Annotated in this window: 22 protein-coding genes, 1 pseudogene and 1 riboswitch; of the genes and pseudogenes, 4 read left to right on the forward strand and 19 right to left on the reverse strand. The window is 63.9% G+C overall.

What is annotated here, in order from left to right; translation table 11 throughout:
* Positions 1 to 31 precede the first annotated feature (31 nt).
* The 6 genes from ACQY5B_RS12060 to ACQY5B_RS12085 all read right to left on the reverse strand — a co-directional run bounded on the left by ACQY5B_RS12060 (position 32) and on the right by ACQY5B_RS12085 (position 5,166).
* Positions 32 to 481 carry a hypothetical protein gene (locus ACQY5B_RS12060; protein WP_305970845.1) on the reverse strand — a complete coding sequence of 150 codons (450 nt, stop codon included), beginning with the start codon at positions 479 to 481 and terminating at the stop codon, positions 32 to 34.
* 18 nt (positions 482 to 499) lie between these two features.
* Positions 500 to 1,744, reverse strand: coding sequence for an agmatinase family protein (locus ACQY5B_RS12065; protein ID WP_305970844.1), 1,245 nt, complete (start codon positions 1,742 to 1,744; stop codon positions 500 to 502).
* Between the two features lie 109 nt (positions 1,745 to 1,853).
* Entirely contained in the window at positions 1,854 to 1,994 is a 141-nt protein-coding gene (locus tag ACQY5B_RS12070; RefSeq protein WP_420325096.1) for a hypothetical protein, read from the reverse strand.
* A gap of 439 nt (positions 1,995 to 2,433) precedes the next feature.
* A complete protein-coding gene (locus tag ACQY5B_RS12075) occupies positions 2,434 to 3,204 on the reverse strand; it encodes an ATP-binding cassette domain-containing protein (RefSeq protein WP_305970842.1) in 771 nt (256 codons plus the stop codon).
* Positions 3,201 to 4,013 (reverse strand): ABC transporter permease, encoded by an 813-nt coding sequence (locus ACQY5B_RS12080; RefSeq protein ID WP_420325095.1) that lies wholly within the window; start codon positions 4,011 to 4,013, stop codon positions 3,201 to 3,203. Before ACQY5B_RS12080 ends, ACQY5B_RS12075 begins: the two co-directional genes overlap by 4 nt.
* Before the next feature lie 97 nt (positions 4,014 to 4,110).
* The gene (locus ACQY5B_RS12085) at positions 4,111 to 5,166 is read right to left on the reverse strand and encodes a putative urea ABC transporter substrate-binding protein (RefSeq protein ID WP_420325094.1); all 1,056 of its coding nucleotides are present in this window, start codon (positions 5,164 to 5,166) and stop codon (positions 4,111 to 4,113) included.
* Between the two features lie 93 nt (positions 5,167 to 5,259).
* Positions 5,260 to 5,372, reverse strand: a riboswitch (guanidine-I (ykkC/yxkD leader).
* A 159-nt stretch (positions 5,373 to 5,531) separates the two neighbouring features.
* Here ACQY5B_RS12085 and ACQY5B_RS12090 point away from each other — a divergent pair.
* Positions 5,532 to 6,314 carry an MBL fold metallo-hydrolase gene (locus ACQY5B_RS12090; protein ID WP_420325093.1) on the forward strand — a complete coding sequence of 261 codons (783 nt, stop codon included), beginning with the start codon at positions 5,532 to 5,534 and terminating at the stop codon, positions 6,312 to 6,314.
* 9 nt (positions 6,315 to 6,323) lie between these two features.
* Here the strand turns inward: ACQY5B_RS12090 and ACQY5B_RS12095 are convergent, their stop codons facing one another.
* From ACQY5B_RS12095 to ACQY5B_RS12120, 6 genes are read right to left on the reverse strand one after another with little or no spacing between them, the layout of a single operon-like run.
* Positions 6,324 to 7,076, reverse strand: coding sequence for a hypothetical protein (locus ACQY5B_RS12095; protein WP_420325092.1), 753 nt, complete (start codon positions 7,074 to 7,076; stop codon positions 6,324 to 6,326).
* The gene (locus tag ACQY5B_RS12100; RefSeq protein WP_420325091.1) at positions 7,073 to 7,687 is read right to left on the reverse strand and encodes a cysteine hydrolase family protein; all 615 of its coding nucleotides are present in this window, start codon (positions 7,685 to 7,687) and stop codon (positions 7,073 to 7,075) included. Before ACQY5B_RS12100 ends, ACQY5B_RS12095 begins: the two co-directional genes overlap by 4 nt.
* Before the next feature lie 11 nt (positions 7,688 to 7,698).
* Positions 7,699 to 8,496: an ABC transporter permease gene (locus tag ACQY5B_RS12105; protein WP_420325090.1), complete on the reverse strand. Its 798-nt coding sequence runs from the start codon at positions 8,494 to 8,496 to the stop codon at positions 7,699 to 7,701.
* The gene (locus ACQY5B_RS12110) at positions 8,496 to 9,473 is read right to left on the reverse strand and encodes an ABC transporter permease (RefSeq protein WP_420325089.1); all 978 of its coding nucleotides are present in this window, start codon (positions 9,471 to 9,473) and stop codon (positions 8,496 to 8,498) included. The genes ACQY5B_RS12105 and ACQY5B_RS12110 overlap by 1 nt, the downstream gene beginning before the upstream one ends.
* Entirely contained in the window at positions 9,470 to 10,534 is a 1,065-nt protein-coding gene (locus ACQY5B_RS12115; RefSeq protein ID WP_420325088.1) for an ABC transporter ATP-binding protein, read from the reverse strand. Before ACQY5B_RS12115 ends, ACQY5B_RS12110 begins: the two co-directional genes overlap by 4 nt.
* Positions 10,535 to 10,540: 6 nt before the next feature.
* Entirely contained in the window at positions 10,541 to 11,614 is a 1,074-nt protein-coding gene (locus tag ACQY5B_RS12120; protein ID WP_420325087.1) for an ABC transporter substrate-binding protein, read from the reverse strand.
* Positions 11,615 to 11,862: 248 nt separating this feature from the next.
* On the opposite strand from ACQY5B_RS12120, the gene ACQY5B_RS12125 reads away from it, so the two are divergent.
* Both ACQY5B_RS12125 and ACQY5B_RS12130 read left to right on the forward strand, forming a co-directional pair.
* Positions 11,863 to 12,942, forward strand: coding sequence for an isopenicillin N synthase family dioxygenase (locus ACQY5B_RS12125; protein ID WP_420325086.1), 1,080 nt, complete (start codon positions 11,863 to 11,865; stop codon positions 12,940 to 12,942).
* A gap of 263 nt (positions 12,943 to 13,205) precedes the next feature.
* Entirely contained in the window at positions 13,206 to 13,382 is a 177-nt protein-coding gene (locus ACQY5B_RS12130) for a hypothetical protein (RefSeq protein ID WP_420325085.1), read from the forward strand.
* Here ACQY5B_RS12130 and ACQY5B_RS12135 read toward each other — a convergent pair.
* Positions 13,367 to 14,278 carry a LysR family transcriptional regulator gene (locus tag ACQY5B_RS12135; RefSeq protein WP_420325084.1) on the reverse strand — a complete coding sequence of 304 codons (912 nt, stop codon included), beginning with the start codon at positions 14,276 to 14,278 and terminating at the stop codon, positions 13,367 to 13,369. The genes ACQY5B_RS12130 and ACQY5B_RS12135 overlap by 16 nt on opposite strands.
* Before the next feature lie 132 nt (positions 14,279 to 14,410).
* Between ACQY5B_RS12135 and ACQY5B_RS12140 the strand changes: the two genes are divergently transcribed.
* Positions 14,411 to 16,030, forward strand: a complete 1,620-nt coding sequence (locus ACQY5B_RS12140; RefSeq protein ID WP_420325083.1) for a GMC family oxidoreductase — start codon at positions 14,411 to 14,413, stop codon at positions 16,028 to 16,030.
* Between the two features lie 170 nt (positions 16,031 to 16,200).
* Here the strand turns inward: ACQY5B_RS12140 and ACQY5B_RS12145 are convergent, their stop codons facing one another.
* The 6 genes and pseudogenes from ACQY5B_RS12145 to ACQY5B_RS12170 all read right to left on the reverse strand — a co-directional run bounded on the left by ACQY5B_RS12145 (position 16,201) and on the right by ACQY5B_RS12170 (position 21,277).
* Positions 16,201 to 17,442 carry a cytosine deaminase gene (locus ACQY5B_RS12145; RefSeq protein ID WP_420325081.1) on the reverse strand — a complete coding sequence of 414 codons (1,242 nt, stop codon included), beginning with the start codon at positions 17,440 to 17,442 and terminating at the stop codon, positions 16,201 to 16,203.
* A 29-nt stretch (positions 17,443 to 17,471) separates the two neighbouring features.
* Positions 17,472 to 17,864: a TOBE domain-containing protein gene (locus ACQY5B_RS12150; RefSeq protein WP_424976731.1), complete on the reverse strand. Its 393-nt coding sequence runs from the start codon at positions 17,862 to 17,864 to the stop codon at positions 17,472 to 17,474.
* A 174-nt stretch (positions 17,865 to 18,038) separates the two neighbouring features.
* Positions 18,039 to 18,473, reverse strand: a pseudogene (locus tag ACQY5B_RS12155) (ABC transporter ATP-binding protein); the annotation flags it as partial.
* Entirely contained in the window at positions 18,470 to 19,252 is a 783-nt protein-coding gene (locus ACQY5B_RS12160) for an ABC transporter permease (protein ID WP_420325080.1), read from the reverse strand. The pseudogene ACQY5B_RS12155 and the gene ACQY5B_RS12160, both read right to left, overlap by 4 nt.
* Complete coding sequence (locus ACQY5B_RS12165; protein ID WP_420325079.1) at positions 19,249 to 20,091, reverse strand: ABC transporter permease; 843 nt, start codon at positions 20,089 to 20,091, stop codon at positions 19,249 to 19,251. The genes ACQY5B_RS12160 and ACQY5B_RS12165 overlap by 4 nt, the downstream gene beginning before the upstream one ends.
* 58 nt (positions 20,092 to 20,149) lie before the next feature.
* Entirely contained in the window at positions 20,150 to 21,277 is a 1,128-nt protein-coding gene (locus ACQY5B_RS12170; RefSeq protein WP_420325078.1) for a polyamine ABC transporter substrate-binding protein, read from the reverse strand.
* Between the last annotated feature and the right edge of the window lie 112 nt (positions 21,278 to 21,389).

A 21,389-nucleotide genomic window follows, 5' to 3' on the forward strand; every position in this document is an offset into this window, starting at 1 on the left:
CGGGACAAACCGGGCCGGCACCCTGGCCAGGTCAGTCCCCTTGCCCGGCCAGGCGTTCTCGCAGGAACTGGCGAATGTCCCAAAGGGACTTTTCGGTCATCGACACGTACACCAGGGCCATGTTGGTCCGCTCGCGCACCATTTCGCCCGGGAACGGCAGGTAACTCAATTCGCGCGACCCGAAGGACGGCGAGGCCGTGCCGACCTGCCATTCGGTCTTCAGCTCCACGTCCACGAGCTTCAGTGCCGTGCCACCCCCGGCGCCGGGCCGCTCGAAGGGCACGCCGGCCAGCCGCAGATAGGCGGTCTTGTCGGCGGCCTGCACGAAACCGTCGATGAATTGCGTCGCCAGAACCTGCAACTCCGCCGCCTCGTCCTCTGGCGGCAAGTGGCTGTGCAGGTGGTCGTGGTCGTGCGGGTGGTTGTGATCGTGCGGGTGATGATGGTGGCCGATATGGCCGTTCACGATATCATGCGGCATGGGTTCCTCCCGCCCCGATCAGGGCTTGTTGCTCCAGCGGTTGCCCTCGTATTCGCCATGCGGGATCGTCACCGGCTTGTCGATGTGCTGCTTGTGGGCCCCCATCTTGCCCGCTGCGACCATGCTGCCCAGAACGTCCACGATCACCCGCGTCCCCATCAACGCCGTGATGTCCGAGGTGTCGTAGGGCGGCGAAACCTCGACCAGTTCCATCCCGCAAAGTCCTTCGGCCGCGACCTTGGAGGCCAGCGCCAGCGCCTCGCGCGGTAGGAACCCGCCCGGCTCGGGCCATCCCGTGCCGGGGACGAACCCGCAGTCGATGCTGTCGATGTCGAAGGACATGTAGACCATGTCGACCCCGTCCCAGGCCATTTCCAGCGCCATCTCGGCGGTCTTGTCGACCCCCATCTTTTCCATGTCGGACATGGTGATGATGTTCGTCTCGCGCTCGCGCGCGACCTTCACCGCCTCGCGCGGAACCTGCCAGCCGCCGATGCCCACCTGCACAAGGTTCTTGGCCGGCACGTTCGGCAGCAGCGTCGAATGGAACCAGGGCGTCGTGTGCATCCGTTCGTCCAGGTCCTTTTCCTGGATGTCGGCATGGCGGTCGAAATGCACGATGCCGATCTTCTTCGAGGTGCATTCCGCGATCCCGCGCACGCAGGGAAAGCCGATAGAATGGTCACCGCCGATCATCACCGGGAAACTCCCGGACGAGAACACATGGCTCACCGCCCGGCTGATCTGGTCGAACGATTTCTCCAGGTTCGCCGGTATCGTGAACACGTCGCCCGCATCGCAGAGCGTCATCTGCTCGCGCAGATCCACCCCCATTTCGTAGTTGTAAGGCGTGTAGAGCGCGGAGATCTTGCGCACGCCCTGCGGCCCGAAACGCGTGCCGGGGCGATAGGTTGTACCGCCGTCGAAGGGGATTCCCAGCACGGTGGCGTCGTAGTGCTGCACCTCGGTCACGTCCTCGGCGTAGGGCGCCTTGAGAAAGGTATTGATGCCCGCGTAATGCGGCAGTTCCCCGCGCGCGAAGGTCGGGATCGACTTGTCCTCGATCGTATCCGCCCCGGTAAGCCCCATGCGCAGCGCCCAGCGGCGCTCCTCGTCCCAGCGGTTTTCGGGAATGTCGGCCTCGGCCTTCATCGACTTCCAGCCCTGCAGTTTGGTCAGGTCCGGATGGTGGGCGCGTCGCTCATCCCCGCGCATGTCGCTGGGATGGTGCGACCGGCTCCGGTCACGGGTGGAAAACATCATGCTCGATCTCCTTTCCGAGGTATCAGGCCGGAGCCGCTCAAGCGGTCTCCGGCAGGATGTAGTGAATGCGGTGGGCTTCGCAGGGGTCGGGCGGTTCCAGTTTTCGGATCTACCCGTCCAGGACCGACTGGGGCACCTCGTTCTCGCGGTCGCGGTTCTGGCGAGACAGGCGGGTGGGCGGCACCTCTAGGTAGACGATCTCGCCCCTCGCGCTGGAGGCCCGCGCCGATGACAGGGTCTTGGCCCGCACCTGCCGGCTGATGGTGGTGGCGTTCCAGAAGAAGTCGTGCCCCGCCGGTCAGACAATGCCCTCGGCATTGCAGCAGCAAATTGCCGCCATGGTCGAACGCGATGGCGCTATGCACACCGTCCAGCTTTGCCTCGACTACAAACGTCTCGCCCGCCCGATCCTTCCGGGGTTTGTCACCCGCCAGATCGCCCAGCTGAACGCGCGCGCATTCAAGGTGCCGCGTTCGCGGGAATTTCCCAATATCCGTTTGTCCATGTCCTGCCCGGGCACGAAGGCACAGCCCCCGCGCCGCTGCCCACATCGAACCGATGTCCACCGCGGCGGACGACATCGCGTTGGTCCCTGTGTGGCTGTCCATTACATGGCGAATATCCCTTGCGGCCATCATGCGCGCCTTTGCACCTCCGGCTCAGTGGGGGATACCCGCTCCGCCCCGTCCCTAGCGTGCCTGCAACACATTGGTACGCTCCTTCAGCGTCTGGAATGGGATACCGTCGTCGCGGGCGTCGAAATCATAGGTGATCGTGGCGGCGTTCTTCTCCGGGTCCTCCTCGTCCCACACGGGTTTGTCGAAGGCCCAGACGCGATCTCCCAGCTTGAAAGCCTCTTCGAGGTCGTGGGTGATCATGAAGACGGTCATGCCGGTCTCATCCCGCAGTTCCTGCAGGAAATCGTGCATGACGATCTTGGTCCCCGGGTCCAGCGCGCCAAAGGGTTCGTCCAGCAGCAGGATCTTGGGGTCGCTGGCAAGCGCCTGGGCGATGGCCAGCCGCTGCAACATCCCGCCCGAAAGGTCTGCCGGGTACTGCCCCGCCACATGGCCAAGCCCGATCCGATCCAGCGTCTTGCGCGCCCTGGCGCGTTCCTCGTTCCTGCGTGCACGCGACAGCCGGCCCCAGAAATTCGAGTCGAAGGCGATGGCGGCCACGAGGTTGTCGATCACCGTCATGTGCGGAAAGACCGAATAGCGCTGAAAGACGATGCCGTGATCGCGCCCCGGCTCCTGCGCCATCGGCGCGCCGTCGATGTGGATCTCGCCGTGCGTCGGCATTTCCTGCGCCAAGAGCAGCCGGAGGAAAGTGGACTTGCCACAGCCAGAGGCACCGACGATGGAAATGAACTGTCCCTTGGCGACCGAGACGTTGATGTTCTCGATGATGGTGCGCTTGCCATAGGCCTTGGCCACGCCTTTGACTTCGACATAGCTCATAGCGACTCTCCATCCCAGGGGAAGGCCCGTTTCGAGAGCTGGCGCAGCGCGAAATCCAGCAGGTAGGCCAGAAGCGTGATCCAGACGACGTAGGTCAGGATCACGTCCATCGCGAGGTAGCGCCGGACAAGGAAGATGCGGTAGCCCAATCCCTGGTCGGCGGCGATGGCCTCGGCGGCGATCAGGAACAGCCAGGCCGGACCAAGCGACAGGCGCACCGCAGCGATCAGGCGCGGCAGGACCTGTGGCAGGATCACGTGCAACCCGATCGCCATCGAGGACGCCCCCAGCGTCTGCGCCTTGATGAACTGTTCGCGTGGCAGGTCGATCACCCGCTGGCTCATGTCGCGGATCAGGAAAGGCGCGATGCCGATGACGATCAGAGCGACCTTGGACACCTCGCCCAGCCCCAGCATGATGAAAAGGATCGGCAGGACCGCCAGCGGCGGCACCATCGAGAAGACCGCCACGAAGGGCGCGAAAGGCGCCCGCATGTAGGGCAGCATCCCGATCAGGATGCCCATGATCAGCGCCAAAGAGGACGCGATCATCACGCCGATGAACAGCCGCCTGAGGCTGGCCCAGGTGTCCAGCCAGAACAGGATCTCTCCCGACCGCCGGTCCGGTTCGGTCAGAAGGCGTTCAGCCGTCGAAAGGATCGTGGTAGGCGCGGGCAAGAGCTTGTCCGACGGGTTCACCGCAAGCCGCATTTCCGACCCGATCATGTAGATGACCAGCACGGCGAGAAACGGCAAGGCGGCCAGCACCGTGGCCAGAACCGGGCCCGGTCTTCGATTGATCCAGCGCATGGGGTATCCTCTAGGCGGCAGCGGCCCCGGGACGGGGACCCGGGACAAGGTGGTCAGGGGTGCGCGGCCCGGCGCGATCGGCCGGGCCGCGGTTGGCCTACAGGGTCCCGTCCGCCGCCATCTGCATGTAGGTGGTGTCGAACCGGAACTTGACGTTGTTCGGGTCACCGGTGGTCGTGCCATCGGGATATTCCACGCCGACGAAATCCGGGCTGGGCGCGCCTTCGCCCAGGATCCCCTTGTCAAAGAGGAACTCGGCCACGTTGACCATGGTGGTCGGCAGCTCTGCGCCATTGGCAAAGGCCACGGCGGCGGCCGGGTCATAGAACATCTCGGTCGAATCCAGTTGTGCCTTGTAGCCAGCCAGATCCGTGCCGGAGGCTTCGGCCATCGCGGTCAGCACCTCTTCGTCTCCCGCCGCCATCAGGCCCATCACCTCGTACCAGGCGCCAACCAGCGCCTTGCCGAAATCCGGGTTGGCCGCCAGCGTGTCGGTGTTGACCACCATCAGATCGATGATCTCGCCGGGGATGTCGGAACTATCAAAGACCTTGGTCGCGTTCGGCTCCTCAAGGATGGTCGAGACCAGCGGGTTCCATGTGACCACCGCCTGCACGTCCGCCGTGGTAAAGGCGGCGATCATGTCCGCGTCCGAGGTGTTGATCACCCCGTCCAGATCCCGCTCTGCCAGGTCGACGCTGTCCAGCGCGCGGGCCAGCAGGTAATGCGAGACCGACAGTTCCACCAGGTTGACCGGTTTTCCCGCAAGCTCGGCCAGGCCGCCTTCCTTGACGATCACCGCATCGTTGCCGTTCGAGAAATCGCCGACGATCAGCGCGGTGGTATCCACCCCGCCGCCGGCCGGGATCGACAGCGTGTCCATGTTGGTCGCCGAAACACCGTCAAAGGCCCCGGCGGTGTACTGGTTGATGGATTCCACATAGTCGTTGATCTGCACGATCTCGACGGTGATGCCGTATTTCTCGGCCCATTTGTCCATGATCCCGGAGTCGTCCAGGTAGCCCCAGGGCATCCATCCGACGTAGATCGACCAGGCCACACGGAAATCGGTCTTCTCCTGAGCCAGCGCGGGTGCGCCGGTCAGCATGGCCAGCGCCGCGGTGGCGGCCATGAAATGGCGTCTTGCAAACATGGGTAGTCCCCTCGTGCAGCGTTCCGCCAATAGGTTCGCAAATCGGGGGACCGAGGCGGAACTCGAGAGAACGGTAGCCCCCAACGCGCAGTCTTCTCCCGGGATTTTGCCCCGCCGTGTCCCGCCGGGAATTTGCCCGACCGGTGGCGTCTCTCGGACCAGACCCTCAAGGGAGAGAGTGAGGCGGAACCCTAGACGCCCTGCACCGATCAGCATCTTGCGCATGGAAATTCTGTCACCTGAGGTGCTTCAATTCAGGGCGGATCAAAACGCATTCGCTGAAAATACGGGCGGCCTCACGGCGCTATGTCTGAAAAACGGGCAGGCTTGTTGCGCAACTCGTTCCGCCGGGCCAGGCTGCGGACATGCGCTATCCCGTTGCCTCGCCGTGGTACGGCACACATCAGATCGACGTACGCACCTGGGTTCTGAGCGAACCGCATGTGCATCCGATCTTTTCCGCCAACATCTTTCTGGTTCTGGGGTCAGAGGCCGATTTGGTTGTCGACAGCGGCATGGGCGTGGCGCCGCTGCGGCCTGCGGTCGACGCGCTGAGGCCCGATCCTGCAAGGCCGCTGATCCTGTTCACCACCCACACACATGTCGATCACATCGGTGCCGCGCATGAATTCGAAACGCGGTTGGTGCACCCGCTGGAGGCCGACGAACTGGCCGCGCCGGAAGCCTACAGCCTCGACACCTCCGGGATCCCGGACCGGATCCGCAAACTCTTTGTCGATGCGGGCTATCCGCCGCTCTGGCCACACCTGGTGGATGCGCTCCCGCACGCGGGGTTCGACCTGGATGCCTATACTCTAAAACCGGCGCCCGCGACCGGGACGGTAGAGGACGGCGCAATGGTGGATCTTGGCGACTGGAAAGCCGAGGTGCTGCATCTGCCCGGGCATTCACCCGGCCAGATCGGCCTTTGGCAGAGCGACAGCGGAACGTTTTTCGGGGCCGACGCGATCTACGACGGGCCACTGATCTACGAGGGGCCGGGCATGGACATCGCCGCCTATGCCGACACTCTGCGCCGCATCCGGGCGCTGCCGGTCAACCGGGTCTTAGGCGGCCACGATCCGTCCTTCGGGCGCGACCGCTGTCACCGGATCGTCGATCACTACCTCGAACTTTGGGGCGCCTGACACGCCCTCTCAGGCAACGTGGTTGAGCATCTCCACCGGGCGTGTCAGCGGCACGTCCCGAGACTGGCCAAGGAAATCCACCGCGTGCCAGATCAATTCGCCATCTCCGGTGCAGCTTAGCAAGCGTTGCCCCTCGATCAGGGGATTCGTGGACAGTTCCGCGATCCCGTGCGCCCCGTCCCAGCAGCCAAAGGCAAAGACATATCCGAATTGCTGTTGCATGGCCCAGGTCCGCTGCCCCGCCTCCAGCGCGGCGATCGTGTTGCGCGAGTTTTCCGCTTCTTGCAGGCCGATTCCAAAGACGAACCGCGTTCCGATGGTGACAAGAAAGGCGTCGGAACTGCCCGCCTTCAGGTGCACCGCGCTGGCAGGGTGGTCGCTGCGGCGGTTCCAGAGTTCGGCATAGTCGCCCAGAACGCCTGTCTCCATCAGTTGATCCGAGCCGCGGAATTCGAGATGACCGCTGTCCTCCTGCTCGGGGCGGCCATGCCAGTTGATCAGCCGCTGCCAAGTGCAGACATCCGCGTTCAGTTCGACAACGCCCGCAAAGCCTTCGGCCCGCAGCAGCGACAGCAGAGCCGCATCCGGAAGGTCCGCCAGCGCCGTGGCGCCGCGCGTATCGGGCCGGTTCGGCGGAATGCGGACATCGACGTAAAGCGGGCCGCACTGCATCCAGTGCACGGTCGTTTCCGTGTCGCAAAAGGCCTGAGACTTGAGCCATGCCCGGTGCCAATGGCCTTGGAGTGTCTGTGTCGTGATCATTCCGCGGCCATCCTCTGTTCGCTCATCGCCGTGATGATTTCCTCGGCGCTCAGAACCGCGCCTTCCTGCAGGTACTCCATCGCGTTCAACGCGGCCTGGTGCGCCTCGGGCGAGGTCCCGCCCACGCAATCCGCCACCACGCGGCAATGGTAATCGCCCTGGTGCCCGTCGACGAAACTGTAGTGGACGCAGACATCCGTCATACCGCCGACCAGGATCAGCGTCTGCGCCTTCAGGCCCTTCAGCAGGATCTCCATCTCGGTCCCGTAGAAACAGGAATAGCGCCGCTTGGGGACGTAGTAGTCGCCCGGCAGACGTCCCATTTCCTCGAAGGCGACCGGCGTACCCGGTTCCCCCTCCATGCAATGGATGTCCTCTGATCCGTCCAGCTCACGACCGTAATCCACCATGTCGCGGCGATGGATTTCCTGAACAAAGACCACGGGGATGCCCGCGTCATGGGCGGCATCCACGACGCTGCGGGCGCGCTGCATGTTCTCTCGGTATCCGGGCATCACGGGGATGCCGGCCTTGACCTCCATGAAGGCGCTCTTCTGGATGTCGATCACCAGAAGAACCGGGTTTCCGACGATGGTGGGCTGACGGGCCATGACGCTCTCCTTCAGTTGCGGGATTGATCCGCGCCCATCAGGCGCGGAAGGTCGCCCCATCGGGCGACGGCGGAAAAGACAAGGACGGACACACCGATGAAGGTGATCGCCGCGACGGCCATTGTCGGCGTGTAGCCGTTCCTCAGCGAGTTGAAGATCTGCAACGTCACGGTGGCAAACCCCGAGGCCGAGACGAAGAACATGACGATGAACTCGTTGAACGAAAGCACGAGCACGAAGAAGAAACCGGAGATCGTATAGGGGATCGTCTGCGGCAGGATCACGGTTCGGAAGGTCACGGATTCCGTGGCCCCCATCGTTGCGGCGGCGTCGAGGTGCGACCGGTCGATGCTTTGCAACCCGATCGAGATCGTGACCAGCGGCAGCGCCATCAGCAGGACCGCGTGGCTGACGACACCGGCCCAGATCGTGCCCAGCCCGCCCAGGAAACCCCAGAAGAACCCCAACCCCACGCCAAAGACGATGGGCGGCACGGCAAAGGGCATGGACCCAAGCGCCGCCAGCGTGCGCGACAGTTTCGAACCTGTCGACCACAGCAGGTAAGCCACCGGCCAGGCCAGCAGCACCGCCAAGGTGGCCGCCCCGACCGCGACGACGACAGAGTTCAGAAGGGCCTGCGTCCAGACTGGCTCGGAGACAAAGAACTCGCCGAACCGCGCCAGCGTGGGGTCGCGCGGAGGAAAGAACATGCTGCGACCACCGTTCAACGCGGCGCCGCAGACCACGGCAATCGGCAGCGCCAGCAGGACCGCGCAGAATGCCATGTAGAGAGGTCCCAGGACACGCATCACCGCGCCTCCGCCCATCGGTTCAACCGGTGGCCGAGGCCCAGGCAGACCCCGGCCGAGATCAACAGGATCACCGCCTGCGTCGCCCCGAAGGGCGCGTTGAGATTGGCACCGCGGATGTTGGTATAGATTGCCACCGCCGTCGTGTGCTGTGCCGGCGCGGCGAACACCGTCACGGCGACATAGGTGCCCAGCAGGAAGACAAACAGAAGCAAGGTCGAGCCGAAAAGCGGCAGCCGGATCGCCGGCAGGATCACCGTGCGCGCGACGGTCCATCCCCCTGCCCCCATCGTTCGCGCCGCTTCACTCTGCGACCGGTCGAGGCGCGACAGCGCCGGGAAGAGAAGGATGACCGCGTAGGGCCAGACGAGGTAGCTCATGGTCAGAATGGTCGCGAACTGCGAGGTCTTGAATTTGACGTTGCGCGGGCTGGCCAGGCCCCAGTCGCGCAAGGTCTGGAACCAGCCAACGTCCTTCAACCACTGGGTCAGCCCAGTGGACTTGAACAGCGCCGGCAGGCCCGAGTTGTTGGACAGCAGGATGTCCCAGCCCATGACGATGAAGACCTCGGAGAGCGAGAGCGACGACAGGATGAAGACCAGCCAGGCCGCCTGTGCCCTGCGCGACAGCCCTGTCAGAAGCAGCGTAAAGGGCAGTGCCGTCATCACCGCCAGCAGAGAGGCGACCACCGCGTACCAAAAGCTGAACCCAAGTTGTTGGAGGTAGAGAAACGTCACCTCGTCCGGCCAGAGCGCGCCGACGAAAAACCGCTCGTAGTTCTCGAGCGTGAAGTCCCAGACCCAGGCGGCCCCCTCGATCTTGCGGCCGAAACTAATCGCGATGACCAGCAGGAAGGGCACGACGCAAAGCACCCCGATCACCGCGCTTAGAAGCCAGGGCAGGATGCGGCGCGGCGTCAGACGCTCGCGCGCAGGGCGGTCTGCCGTATCGGCCGCGATCCGCTCTACCGCTGTCATTCGGCGGCCACCGCGGCCTGCGGATCGGGGAAGACATGCAGCGCCTCGGGCGGCAGGCGCACCTCGGTCCGGTCCCCGATGACTAGGGTCTTGCCGCCTTCGCCCAGGGCGTATTCGACCACCATGGGGCCGAAAGCCGTTTCAAGATGATATTCTCTCACCGGACCGAGATCGCGCACGAATGTCACCTTCGCGGGCATCCGGTTTTCGCCCGGATCATCGTCCAGGCATGCGCGTTCCGGACGGATCGCCACTCGCACCGGCGAACCATTGACGAAATTCGGCTTGGCGGAGAGATGCGTGGCCCCGATACGGATCCCCCCGGCCTCGGTCACGCCATCAAAGAAGTTGGCCTTGCCGATGAAATCCGCGACAAAGGCGTTTTCGGGGCGGTGATAGATGTCCTGCGGGCTGCCGACCTGTTCGACACGTCCATTCGACATGACGACGATGCTGTCGGCCATCGTCATCGCTTCGCGCTGGTCATGGGTGACGACGACGGTGGTGATGCCAAGGCGCTGTTGCAGCAGTCGCAGTTCAACCTGCATTTCCTCGCGCAGCTTGGCGTCGAGCGCAGACATCGGCTCGTCCAGAAGAAAGACCTCCGGTTCCTGCGCCAGCGCCCGCGCGATGGCCACGCGTTGCCGCTGGCCACCCGAAAGCGCCCCGATGCGCCGGTCGCCAAAGGCCGACAGCTGCACGAGATCCAGCAAACGGTTCGCCCGCTCAGCCGCCTCCGACCTGCCCACCCCGGAAATGCTGAGCGAGTAGGCCACGTTTTCGCGCACACTGAGGTGCGGAAACAGGGCAAAGTTCTGGAAAACCATGCCGAACTTGCGCCTGTGCGCCGGCAGGTCGGTGATATTCCGCGCCCCCAAGAGCAACGCGCCGGATGACGGCGCCTCGAGCCCCGCGATCATCCGCAAAAGCGTGGTCTTGCCGCAGCCGGACGGCCCCAACAGCGCCGTCAGCTGCCCTTCGGCGAAGGTGAGATTGACCTGCTCGACGGCACGGGTGCCGCCGAAGCTCTTCGAGATGCCCTTTAGAACAAGGCCGGACATGGGCGCCTATGCCCCTGCCAGCATCTTGTCCCAACTCTCCTTGATGAAGGTCTCCTTGTCCAGGTAGGCCTCGTAGGCGGGCCGGATCGACGGCGTGCCAGAGACAAAGGCGAACTCCTCGTCCGTCAGGTCGGTCTTGGACTGGTCCAGCAGGGGCGCAGTGCCGATCTTGCGGCTCATCAAGGCCTGTGTCGCCGGATCGGACGAGAAATTGATGAACTCCGCCGCCTCGTCCGCCTTGTCCGACAGCGACGACAGGCACCACGACCCATAGTCCTGCGGGTTGCCTTCCTTGGGAAAGACCGGCTTGATCGGGAAACCGTCGGCGGCCATCAGGTTGGCCACATCCAGGTAATACTGCCCGCCGATCACGTCGCCGTTCTTCATCGACTGTTCCATCTGGCTTTCCGCCGACCACCACAGCGCGACATTCGGCTTGATCTCGGCCGCCTTCTCGATCAGCGCGAGAATGCCCTCATCGGTCTTGAAGGTCGCTTCGCCGTCGAAGAAGGTCGCCGCGACGATGTCCAGGAACTGCGAATTGTAGTTGCGCGACAGGCCCAGCGATGCCTCGTAGATTGAGCTGTCCCAGAACTCGGCCCAGCTGGCAGGCGCCTCGACCTGGCCCGGGTTGATGACCATTGCCGTGAACCAGGACATTGCCCCGACCCCCAGCGCGCCCTCGGGGGACTCGAAGACGAAATAGGGATCGAGGTTGCCCGCCGCCGGCATGGCCGACAGGTTCAGCGGTTTCAGAAGCCCGCCGATGCGGCTGGCCTTGATCAGCGTGTCGCGGGCATAAAGCGAAAGGTCGGCGGGCACGCTGCCGGCGGCCGTTGCCTGCTGCATCGTCACCAGCCAGTCGGTCGAGTTGGGCTGGGTCACGCTTTCCACCGCGATGCCGGTGGCATCGGTAAAGGCGGGATAGACGAATTCCTTGAAGCTGTCCTCGAAGTAGCCGCCATAGCTGCCGATCTTCAGGCTGCGTGTCTGAGCGATCAGCGGCGTGCCCAGCACGCTGGAGGCGGCGAAACCTGCAACCCCGGTCTGGAGCAAGGTACGTCTGTTGAACTTGGTCATGGTGAACTTCCTCATTCCCCGGCCGCGCCTTCCGCCGCATCGACGCTGGCGGCCCCATCATGATCCCATGAGCGCGCGCAGACCGGTGAACGGTCAAAGAAAGCGACCGCGAAAGGACCAGCGGCCCCGGCAATTGATCAAATTGAAGGCAAAGGGCGCCAATCCGGCGGCATTCTTAATCGCCGCAGAGACCCGCTTCGTCGTTTCGAGCCAGCCTGAGAACAGGCAAACGACTCGGGAGACGACGCATGGCGCGCAGCACGATATCGGACGACCAGAAGGCCCTGACCGTTGAGGATGCGACGCTGCCCGTCGTCGATCTGTCGGGGTTGTTCACGGGGGACGCGGCGGACAAGGCAAAGGTCGCCGCCGAACTGGGGAATGCGGCACGCACCTCGGGCTTCTTCTACATCACCGGGCACGGGATCTCGCAGGACCTGATCGACGCGGTCTTTGCCGCATCGAAGGAATTTCACGAGAAGCCGCGAAATTTCAAGATGAAGTACTGGTCGGGCTTTACCACCCACCACCGCGGCTACGTCCCCTTCGAGGAAAACGGCGCCGACTTCCCCAAGTCGATCAACTTCAACGAAGCCTGGGACATGTCCTACGAGGCGCCCGCGGATCACCCCGATCATCTTGCCGGTTGGCGCATGACCGGTCCGAACGTCTGGCCTGACATTCCCGGTTGGAAAGACACGATTTCAACCTATTACGATCAGGCCTTCGGCCTTGGCCTGCGCCTGCTGGACGCGCTGGCGATGGAACTGGGGGTCGAGACCGAGGAACTGACCCGGCACATCACCTATCCCACCTCGCAGTTGCGTCTCCTGCGCTATGTGCCGAACGAGATGCCCGCGACCAAGGACCTGGTCGGCATCGCGGCCCATTCGGATTTCGAGTGTTTCACCATCCTGATGACCGGCGCCCCGGGCCTGCAGGTGATGAACGCCGAGGATGTCTGGATCGAAGCGCCGCCGATCCCGGGGTGTTTCGTGGTCAACATCGGCGACATCTTCGAGACATGGTCCGGCGGACAGTTCAAGTCCACCCAGCACCGCGTCGCCAACCTTGGCGAAGAAAGGTATTCCTTCCCGCTGTTCTTTGGTCTGGACTACCATGCGGTGGTCGAACCGCTGGAAAAGTTCCGCACCCCCGAGGTCATGGAGAAATATCCGCCGATGAAAGCCGGCGATCATCTGATGCGCATGTCCGTGAACGCGTTTCGCTACATGGCGGACGCACGCGAAAAGGGCGAGCTGGTACTGGATTTCGAGGTTCCGGACGAAAACCCTTTCATGCGAGAGGCGAAAGAGCCCGGCACATGAGCCCGGTATGAGACACCCGGATTTCGACGGCGGCCCCCTGCCCCGCAGCGCATAACTCCCCAACTTTGTCCTGACACCGCTGCCCCCGGCAGAGGTCGAGGAGGATTTCACAGCCGTCACCGGATCGGCACCTGTGCTGAAAGGCGTGTTCGGCGACTGACCCTACAGGAGAACCTGCACGACCGCGCCTCGCATGACCGGGAAATTTCCCAAGGGCGCTCCTTTGCATGGATCGTGCGCGATGCTCACCACGTTTCCACCGGATGTGCCTGCCCCTTCCCAAAGATCGACCGCCGGGCGCGGCCCACGGCTTCGTCTGGATCATCGATCGCCCCGACCGGGCCGCGTTGATGGATCAATTGCGCATGGAACTGGACGCCTGGTTTGCCGGTCTCTTGCCGCATCCGGTTGCAATCACCTGGCATCACCCCCCGGACTGAGTGTCGTACCGGAACACATCTGCCAGCGCATGTGTCTCTTCGCGCAGGAAATCGATCACCCTGCGAATGCGCGAGAATTCGCGATCGTCTTCGGCATGAAGCAACCAATACGCGCGGGTAAATCGGATCTGGTCCGGCAGGACCGGGACCAGCGCCGTCTCGCGCGCCATGAAACAGGGCAGCACGCCCAGCCCGACCCCGCTTTGCACTGCTTCAAGCTGGGCCTGGACGGTGGCGGCCTTGTAAACCGTCCGCGCGCCCGGATGCACCAGACGATTGAAATCCAGTGCCTCGGTATAGAGCAACTCGTCAATGTACCCGACCAGCGGCAATCGTCCGAGGGCATCGCGGTCTTGCGGGCAGCCATGCGCCTTCAGGAAAGCACGCGACGCATAGAGCCGCAGCTCGTAGTCGGTCAGTTTCTGCATCACAAGCCGCCCGGTTTGCGGGCGATCAAGACTGATGGCAATGTCGACCTCGCGGTTCCACAGCTTGTGCGCGGCGGGCACCGGGACCAGCTCAATCTCCAGTTCCGGTTCCAGCCGCAAGAGACCGGGCAGCATCCGCGACAGCACCGCGTTGCCGAATCCGTCGGGCGCCCCGATCCGGACCCGCCCGGTCAAGGCGCCGGGCCGCTGCAGGCGGTCGAGGATCTGCGCCGCTTGTGACTCCATCCGTTCCGCCAGCGGGATCAGGGCAGCGCCCGCCTCTGTCGGAACCAGACCGCCCGCTGCCGGCTCCAGCAGGCGGTTGCGCAGGGCCTCTTCCAGCCGCGCGACCCGGCGGGCGACCGTGGTATGACTGACGCCCAGCCGACGTGCGGCGCCGCTGAAGCGTCCGGCCCGGGCGGTTTCCAGGAAATAGCGAACATCGGCCCAGTCGAGGGGTGCGCTCATGCCGGGGCCCTCCTTTCGGAGCAAGATACCGAGCGAGACATTGAACGGAAACAGGCATTCACCGTTCGTTTTTGCAGATTGCGCCACCGTACCGCCAGAACCCATACTGCCCCGGACCGGAGGGAGGCGACTTTGCAGGAACTTGGAACCTATGACTATGTCATCGTCGGCGCGGGCAGCGCAGGCTGCGTGCTGGCAAACCGCCTTTCCGAGGACCCAGACACCCGCGTTCTGCTGCTGGAAGCGGGCGGCAGCGACAATTACCACTGGATCCACATCCCGGTCGGCTACCTGTACTGCATCGGCAATCCGCGCACCGACTGGGGGTACAAGACCGCCGCCTGCGACGGCCTGCACGGGCGAACGTTGCTCTATCCGCGCGGCAAGGTGCTGGGCGGCTGTTCCTCGATCAACGGGATGCTCTACCTGCGCGGACAGGCGGCGGATTACGACGGCTGGCGGCAGATGGGGCTGACCGGCTGGGGCTGGGACGACGTTCTGCCCTACTTTCTCAAGTCAGAGGACTATTACGGCGGCGCCGACGAGATGCACGGCACCGGCGGCGAATGGCGGGTCGAAGAGCCGCGCCTGCGCTGGGAGATCCTTGACGCCTGGAAGGCGGCGGCGGTCCAGGCGGGCTTGCCCGAGAGTGATGATTTCAACCGGGGCGACAATTTCGGCGTCGGTTACTTCAAGGTCAACCAGCGCAAGGGCTGGCGGTGGAGCACGGCCAAGGGGTTCCTGAAACCGGCACGGCAGCGGGCCAACCTGGATGTCATGACCCATGCCCAGGCAGAGCGGCTGCTCTTTGACGGGCGTCGGGCGACCGGCCTGCGGTTCCGGCGCCAGAATGCCCCGATGCAGGTACATGCAAGGCGCGAAGTCATCCTGTCTGCGGGGTCGATCGGGTCGGTGCAGATCCTGCAGCTCTCGGGGATCGGGGCCGGTTCCCTGTTGCAGGAACAGGGGATCGAGACCGTCCTGGATCAGCCCGCAGTCGGCGCCAACCTGCAGGACCACTTGCAGATCCGCTGTGCTTACAAGGTCTCTGGCGCAAAGACATTGAACAGCATGACTTCGTCGCTCTGGGGAAAGGCGAAAATCGGGTTGGAATACCTGGCGCGGCGCACTGGGCCAATGTCGATGGCGCCCAGCCAGCTTGGGGCCTTTGCCTATTCCTCGGACGAGGTTGCGACCCCCGACCTGGAATACCACGTCCAACCGGTGACGCTGGAGGCTTTCGGACAGCCTCCGCATGAGTTCGACGCGATCACTGCCAGCGTCTGCCACCTTCGGCCCGAAAGCCGGGGCCATGTGCGCATCACCTCACCGGATCCGATGGCGCATCCCGAGATCCAGCCGAATTACCTCTCGACCGAGGGCGACCGGATCGTGGCGGCGCGGGCGATCCGGCTGACGCGGCGGATCATGGAACAGGATGCGCTGGCAAAATACCGTCCCGAGGAATTCAAGCCGGGGCCCGGCTATCAGAGCGATGCAGACCTGGCCGCAGGCGCCGGGCAGATCGCCTCGACCATCTTTCACCCCGTGGGCACGGCGCGCATGGGCACCGACCCTGCAGCAGTGGTGGGACCCGACCTCAAGGTGAACGGCATCGGCGGGCTACGGGTGGTCGATGCCTCAGTCATGCCCCGCATTACCTCAGGCAACACCAACTCCCCCACGATCATGATTGCCGAGAAGGCGGCCGACATGATCCGGGCGGCGGCGCGGGAACATCTGATGGCCTGAGCCTCTTTCAATAGGTGTTTCGCCGCGCTGGCGCGCGGCGACCGCCGGGGGGCTTTGCCCCCCGCCCGCCCAGAGGTATTTTCGGCCCAAAGATAAAGGGCCTGTGCCAAGTCCGCATAAGGTTGCGCACAAATGGCGGCGGCAGGTTTCTCCAGGGGAAAAAGGAGAGGTTAGAACCCCGCCGAAAGTGCGGTTTGGGCCGGGTCCGTGCGGGCCACGACGCGGCCGTTCGAGATGACAGCGAGGCGCGCGGGGCGCAGGCGCAATGCCTCGATCGGGTCAGGCGCGTCCAGAACCACGAGGCTGGCGCGTTTTCCGGGCGCGAGGCCGAGGTCCAGACCCATGATCGTCGCCGGGTCTTCCGTCACCATTTGGAAAGCGGTGCGCATCTGCTCGGGTGCCGTCATCAGCGCTACGTGAAGCCCCATGTGCGCCACGTCCAGCATGTCGCCCGAGCCCAGCGGATACCAGGGGTCGCGCACGCAGTCCTGGCCAAAGGCCACCGTGACGCCCGCAGCGCGCAGTTCCGGCACACGGGTCAATCCTCGCCGTTTCGGATAGGTATCCATTCGTCCCTGCAGGGTGATGTTGATCAAGGGATTTGGGATGGCCGCCACCTGCGCCTCGGCGATCAGTGGCAGGAGTTTCGAGACGTAGTAATTGTCCATCGAATGCATCGAGGTCAGGTGAGAGCCCGCCACGCGGCCCTGCAGACCGCAGCGGATCGTCTCGGCGGCCAGGGTCTCGATGTGGCGGCTGAGGGGATCGTCGCTTTCGTCGCAGTGCAGGTCCACGCGCAGGCCCCGTTCCGCCGCCAGTTCACAGGCCGCACGGACCGCAGCCGCTCCATCCGCCATCGTTCGTTCGAAATGCGGGATGCCGCCGACCACGTCGACACCTGCATCCAGCGCGCGGATCACCTGCTTTTCGGCGCCCTGCGCCCTGTACCAGCCGTCCTGCGGGAAGGCGACAAGCTGGAGGTCAAGCACCTCCCGCACCGCCTCGCGCACTTCCAGCAGCGCCTCGACCGTGCGGAAATTCGGATCGGTCACGTCGACATGGCTGCGGATCGCCAAAACGCCCTTTCCCACCGCCTGGCGGCAATAGTTTAGCGCGCGTGCGACGATATCCTCGCGCCTTTGCTGCTGTTTCAACTCTCCCCAAAGCGCGATGCCTTCGAGCAGGGTGCCCGAGGCATTGACCCGCGGGCGCCCGTAGCTGAGCGTCGCGTCCATGTGAAAGTGACAGTCGATGAAAGGTTGCGAAACCAGCTTGCCGCCGGCGTCGATCACCTCGCCCGCCTCTGCGGTGATGCCCGGCTCCACCGCCGTGATGAGGCCGTCCGAAATGGCGATATCGGCCTGGGTCCCATCTGCGAGCAACCCGCCCTTCACCAGGATGTCGATGTTCATGCGCCCTGTCCCCTGTTCATGTTCCGGGTTCATGTCCTGGCCATCACATGCGCCGCGCCGGGCGCCCAGTTCAACCAGAACCGCTGGCCCGGTTCGGGGGAAAGGTCGGCAAGCTGGTCCTCGGTGACCTGCGCCTTGAGTTCCACGCCCTCCGGACCTTCGAAATAGCAGATGATCCCGGTGCCTGCGAATTCTTCCGACAGGAATTCCGCCGCCAGTGCGCCCTCTCCCGGATCGCTGGAGCTGACCTGCATCCGGTCTGCGGCCACCACCAGTTCCTGATCCGGCGTGCCACTGGGCAGGATATTGTTGCGACCGACGAATTCCGCGACAAAGCGGTTTCTTGGAGCGCGGAAGATCTCTTGCGGTTTTCCGATCTGGGCAATCTCTCCGTGCCCCATGATGACCACGCGATCCGCCATTGCGAATGCCTCGGACTGGGAATGCGTCACATAGACGAAGGTGATGCCCAGTTCCTTTTGCAACCGGGTCAGAACGCCCTGCATGCGGATCACCAGATGCGCGTCGAGCGCCGAGAGCGGCTCATCCAGCAGCAGCATCCGGGGTTCCGTCACCAGCGACCGCGCCAGGGCCACGCGCTGGCGCTGGCCGCCGGAAAGCTGGTCGATGCGGCGCGTTTCGAACCCCTTGAGCCCGAGGCGTTCGAGCCAGAGCATCGCCCGCCCGTGCCTGTCGGCCTTGGGCACGCCGCGCATCCTTAGCCCGAATTCGACGTTTTCCTTGACGTTCAGAAAGGGAAACAGCGCGAGAGACTGCCAGACCAGCGGGGTGTCGCGATCATGGGCAGAGACCTCGTTCATGACTCGGCCGTCGATGGTGATCGCACCCGCTGTCGGCTCTTCCAGCCCGGCCAGCATCCGCAGTGTCGTCGTCTTGCCGCAGCCCGAGGGCCCCATGATGGCGACGAATTCACCCCGCCCGATGTCGAGGTCGAGGTGCTTGACCGCCTCGAAGGTGCCATAGGTCTTGCGGACGCCCGAAAAGCGGACAAGCGGATCCGTGTCAGTCATGCATTGGTCTTTCGCAGGATCAGGAGCTGGGCGATGATCACCAGAGCCATCGAGGTCAGGAAGACGACCGTGCCGATGGCGTTTATCTGGGGATCGACGTTGCCCTGAAGGATTTCGAGGATCATCACCGGCACCGTCTTGTTCAGGCCCGAGACGAACCAGGCCACGATGAATTCGTCAAAGCTGACGGCGGCGGTCAGACAATAGGCCGAGATCAGCGCCGGCAGGCAGAAGGGAATGACCACGGCCCGCATGGCCCGCCACTGCGAGGCCCCAAGGTTCCAGGCAGCCGCCTCCAGCGCGGGGTCCATCTGGCTGAGCCTGAGCCGGAGGATCGCCATCGCAAAGGGCGCGCCCATGACCGTATGGGCCACGATGATGCCGGGCAACGTGCCGGAGATCCCCAACCGTCCCAGCCAGGCCAGCATCGCCAGTCCCATGATGACCAGCGGGATGGTCGGCGGCAGCAGGGCCAGTGCCAGGTAGGCGGGTTTGAACCGGAACCCGTAGCGGAAATCCGTGTAGGCGGTGACAAAGCCCAGCGTGGTGGACAGCGCGGCGGCGCAGACGGCCACGATCAGCGAGTTGCCGAAGGCGGTCCAGACCTCGGGCCGGGAAAAGGCGGTTTCGTACCAATGGGTCGTGACCTCGCCCAACGGAACAGTGGGAAAGCGATCGGAGTTCAGCGAAAAGACCATGCTGGTCAGGATCGGCAGGAAGACGAAGGTAAACAGTGCCACGAGGTAAAGGCGAAAGGCGATGTCCGAGGGACGCATCATTTCCTCCGTCCGTAGGCCGCGCCGACGGCAGCAAAGGCCGCAACGAACAGCGTCGCGATCATCATGATGGCAACGACGGCGGCGCGTGGCCACTGCTGGCCGGACTTGGTGGTGTCGATGATCAGGATCGAGAGTGTCGGTGGCTTTGACCCCCCAAGGTAAAACGGACTGACGAAATCGCCAAATGACAGGATGAAGGCAAAGGTGGCACCTAGGATGAGGCCAATCCGCGCCGCGGGCAGGATCACCTGGAACAAGGTTTCTCGCGGCGACGCGCCCAGGTTCCAGGCGGCCTCGATCAGGTTGCGGTCGATGGCGGCGAGGCTGAAGGTCTGCAGGATGACGACCAGCGGCAGGACAAGGGTCATGTAGCCCACCATCGCGCCAAAGCCGGAGTTCAGCATGGTGAAGGGCCCCAGCCCGCCAAAGCCCAGAACGGCGTTGATCGGCCCGCTTTCGGCCAGCAGCACCTGCCAAGCGTAGACCCGCACAAGGTAGGAGGTGAAGAAAGGCACGATGAGGAAGAAGATCGCCCAGCGGCGGGTGGTTTCAGACACGCGAAAGGCCAGCGCATAGGAGGCCGGGAAGGCGATCAGGCTGGCCAGCACACCGGCCAGCGTCGCGCGCCAGAGCGTGACCCAATAGGCGTTCCAGAAATAGTCGCGCCCCAGCATCCGGTCCCAGTTCTTGAGAACGAAGTCCGGCTCCATCCGGTAGTTGCGCACCAGCCAGAAGGACATGACAACCATCAGGATCAGCGGCCCGACAAAGAACAGCCCTTGCCAGATCAGCAGCGGCAGGCGCCAGACATAGGGATAGGCTTCAAAGCGTTTGGACATGATCGGGGAACCGGAGGGAAAGAGGCCCCGGCACAGGGCCGGGGCGCGATGCCTGCGCTCAGGCGGTCTTGTACTCGGACCAGAAATCGTTCCAGTCCTCGAGGTCCTGCTGCCGCGGGATGTCGCGGAAGAAGAGCCGGCCCTCGGACAGCAGCTTGATCGGCGACTGGTCATCCCCTTCGATCAGGCCCGAGCGTTTGGCCTCGGCCGGATCTGCCTTCTGGATGGCCTTCCAGCCGGATTTCAGCGGCGAAAGACCCGGGTAGGCGGCCATCTTGATCGACTTCACCTGGCCCTCGGGGCTCAGCATGTAGTTGATGAACTTGTTGATGATCTCGTGCTTGGTCGTGCCCTTGCCGATGGAATAGCTCTCGGTCCACTGGATGCCGCCCTCTTCGGGGATCACGCTCGCCACTGGCGCACCGTCCTTTTGCAGAACACCGGTGATCCAGTCGCCGATGCCCGCCATCGCCAGCATCTCGCCGTTCTTGAGGCTGGCAAAGGTGCCGCCGTAATCGAAGTAGCCGCCGACCTGCGGTTTCAGGCTCAGCGTCTTTTCCATGACCGCCTCCCAGGCGTCCTCGGAAATGTCGAAGGGCGACGGGTCGCGGTTGCCGTTCAACAGCGAGATCTGGCCGAGCGACGGCAAGTGCCAGTCGAAATGGCCCAGCTTGCCGGTGATCTTGGGATTCCAGAAGGCGTTGTAGCTCATCGCCTCTTCGCGGGTCATAACGTCCGAGTTGTAGGACACTCCCAGCAGGCCGAACCGCACCATCACCGACCAAAGCTGGTCGTCGGTCCAGTGGCCTGGGAACTTCTGGTATTCTGGCCAGAAATCGTCGAAAGGGTATAGGCTGGGGTCCATTTCCTCGATGTATCCGGCCATGTTCAACTGTTGCACGAACTCGGCATCCGACAGGATCAGGTCATATGTACCCGGAGGCGACTGGGCGATCAGGCCCAGCATATTGTCGCCACCCGCATAGTATTTCGGCACGAACTTGACGTTGTTGGCGGCCTCGAACTCGGCCACGATGTCCGGCTCGGCATGGCCGTACCAGGCCAGCATGTTGATCTGCACCGGGTCCGCGGCCCAGGCGCGGTTGATCATCGGCGTCGTCAGTGCGGCACCCGCTGCCCCGGCAAGGAGGCGCCGCCGCGAAAGGGTAAAGGTCGATCTGGTCATGGAACCTCCGTGTCGGTCTGGTCTGTTGTCCGCCGCCCGATCCGCGAAACTGCGGCCAAAGCGATCTGGTGCACAGCCTATGAGCAGATTGGACCAACTGGGAAATTTCCAG

Source organism: Antarctobacter sp., assembly GCF_965277915.1.
Taxonomy (GTDB): Bacteria; Pseudomonadota; Alphaproteobacteria; order Rhodobacterales; family Rhodobacteraceae; genus Antarctobacter.

Coding starts and splice junctions, on each gene's coding strand:
- ACQY5B_RS12150 (WP_424976731.1), bottom strand. CDS start 17,864: ATGGCGGATCGCGTGGTCATCATGGGGCACGGAGAGATTGCCCAGATC.
- ACQY5B_RS12110 (WP_420325089.1), bottom strand. CDS start 9,473: ATGACAGCGGTAGAGCGGATCGCGGCCGATACGGCAGACCGCCCTGCG.
- ACQY5B_RS12160 (WP_420325080.1), bottom strand. CDS start 19,252: ATGATGCGTCCCTCGGACATCGCCTTTCGCCTTTACCTCGTGGCACTG.
- ACQY5B_RS12130 (WP_420325085.1), top strand. CDS start 13,206: ATGTGCCTGCCCCTTCCCAAAGATCGACCGCCGGGCGCGGCCCACGGC.
- ACQY5B_RS12065 (WP_305970844.1), bottom strand. CDS start 1,744: ATGATGTTTTCCACCCGTGACCGGAGCCGGTCGCACCATCCCAGCGAC.
- ACQY5B_RS12085 (WP_420325094.1), bottom strand. CDS start 5,166: ATGTTTGCAAGACGCCATTTCATGGCCGCCACCGCGGCGCTGGCCATG.
- ACQY5B_RS12090 (WP_420325093.1), top strand. CDS start 5,532: ATGCGCTATCCCGTTGCCTCGCCGTGGTACGGCACACATCAGATCGAC.
- ACQY5B_RS12145 (WP_420325081.1), bottom strand. CDS start 17,442: ATGAACATCGACATCCTGGTGAAGGGCGGGTTGCTCGCAGATGGGACC.
- ACQY5B_RS12170 (WP_420325078.1), bottom strand. CDS start 21,277: ATGACCAGATCGACCTTTACCCTTTCGCGGCGGCGCCTCCTTGCCGGG.
- ACQY5B_RS12165 (WP_420325079.1), bottom strand. CDS start 20,091: ATGTCCAAACGCTTTGAAGCCTATCCCTATGTCTGGCGCCTGCCGCTG.
- ACQY5B_RS12120 (WP_420325087.1), bottom strand. CDS start 11,614: ATGACCAAGTTCAACAGACGTACCTTGCTCCAGACCGGGGTTGCAGGT.
- ACQY5B_RS12115 (WP_420325088.1), bottom strand. CDS start 10,534: ATGTCCGGCCTTGTTCTAAAGGGCATCTCGAAGAGCTTCGGCGGCACC.
- ACQY5B_RS12135 (WP_420325084.1), bottom strand. CDS start 14,278: ATGAGCGCACCCCTCGACTGGGCCGATGTTCGCTATTTCCTGGAAACC.
- ACQY5B_RS12095 (WP_420325092.1), bottom strand. CDS start 7,076: ATGATCACGACACAGACACTCCAAGGCCATTGGCACCGGGCATGGCTC.
- ACQY5B_RS12075 (WP_305970842.1), bottom strand. CDS start 3,204: ATGAGCTATGTCGAAGTCAAAGGCGTGGCCAAGGCCTATGGCAAGCGC.
- ACQY5B_RS12060 (WP_305970845.1), bottom strand. CDS start 481: ATGCCGCATGATATCGTGAACGGCCATATCGGCCACCATCATCACCCG.
- ACQY5B_RS12125 (WP_420325086.1), top strand. CDS start 11,863: ATGGCGCGCAGCACGATATCGGACGACCAGAAGGCCCTGACCGTTGAG.
- ACQY5B_RS12105 (WP_420325090.1), bottom strand. CDS start 8,496: ATGCGTGTCCTGGGACCTCTCTACATGGCATTCTGCGCGGTCCTGCTG.
- ACQY5B_RS12080 (WP_420325095.1), bottom strand. CDS start 4,013: ATGCGCTGGATCAATCGAAGACCGGGCCCGGTTCTGGCCACGGTGCTG.
- ACQY5B_RS12100 (WP_420325091.1), bottom strand. CDS start 7,687: ATGGCCCGTCAGCCCACCATCGTCGGAAACCCGGTTCTTCTGGTGATC.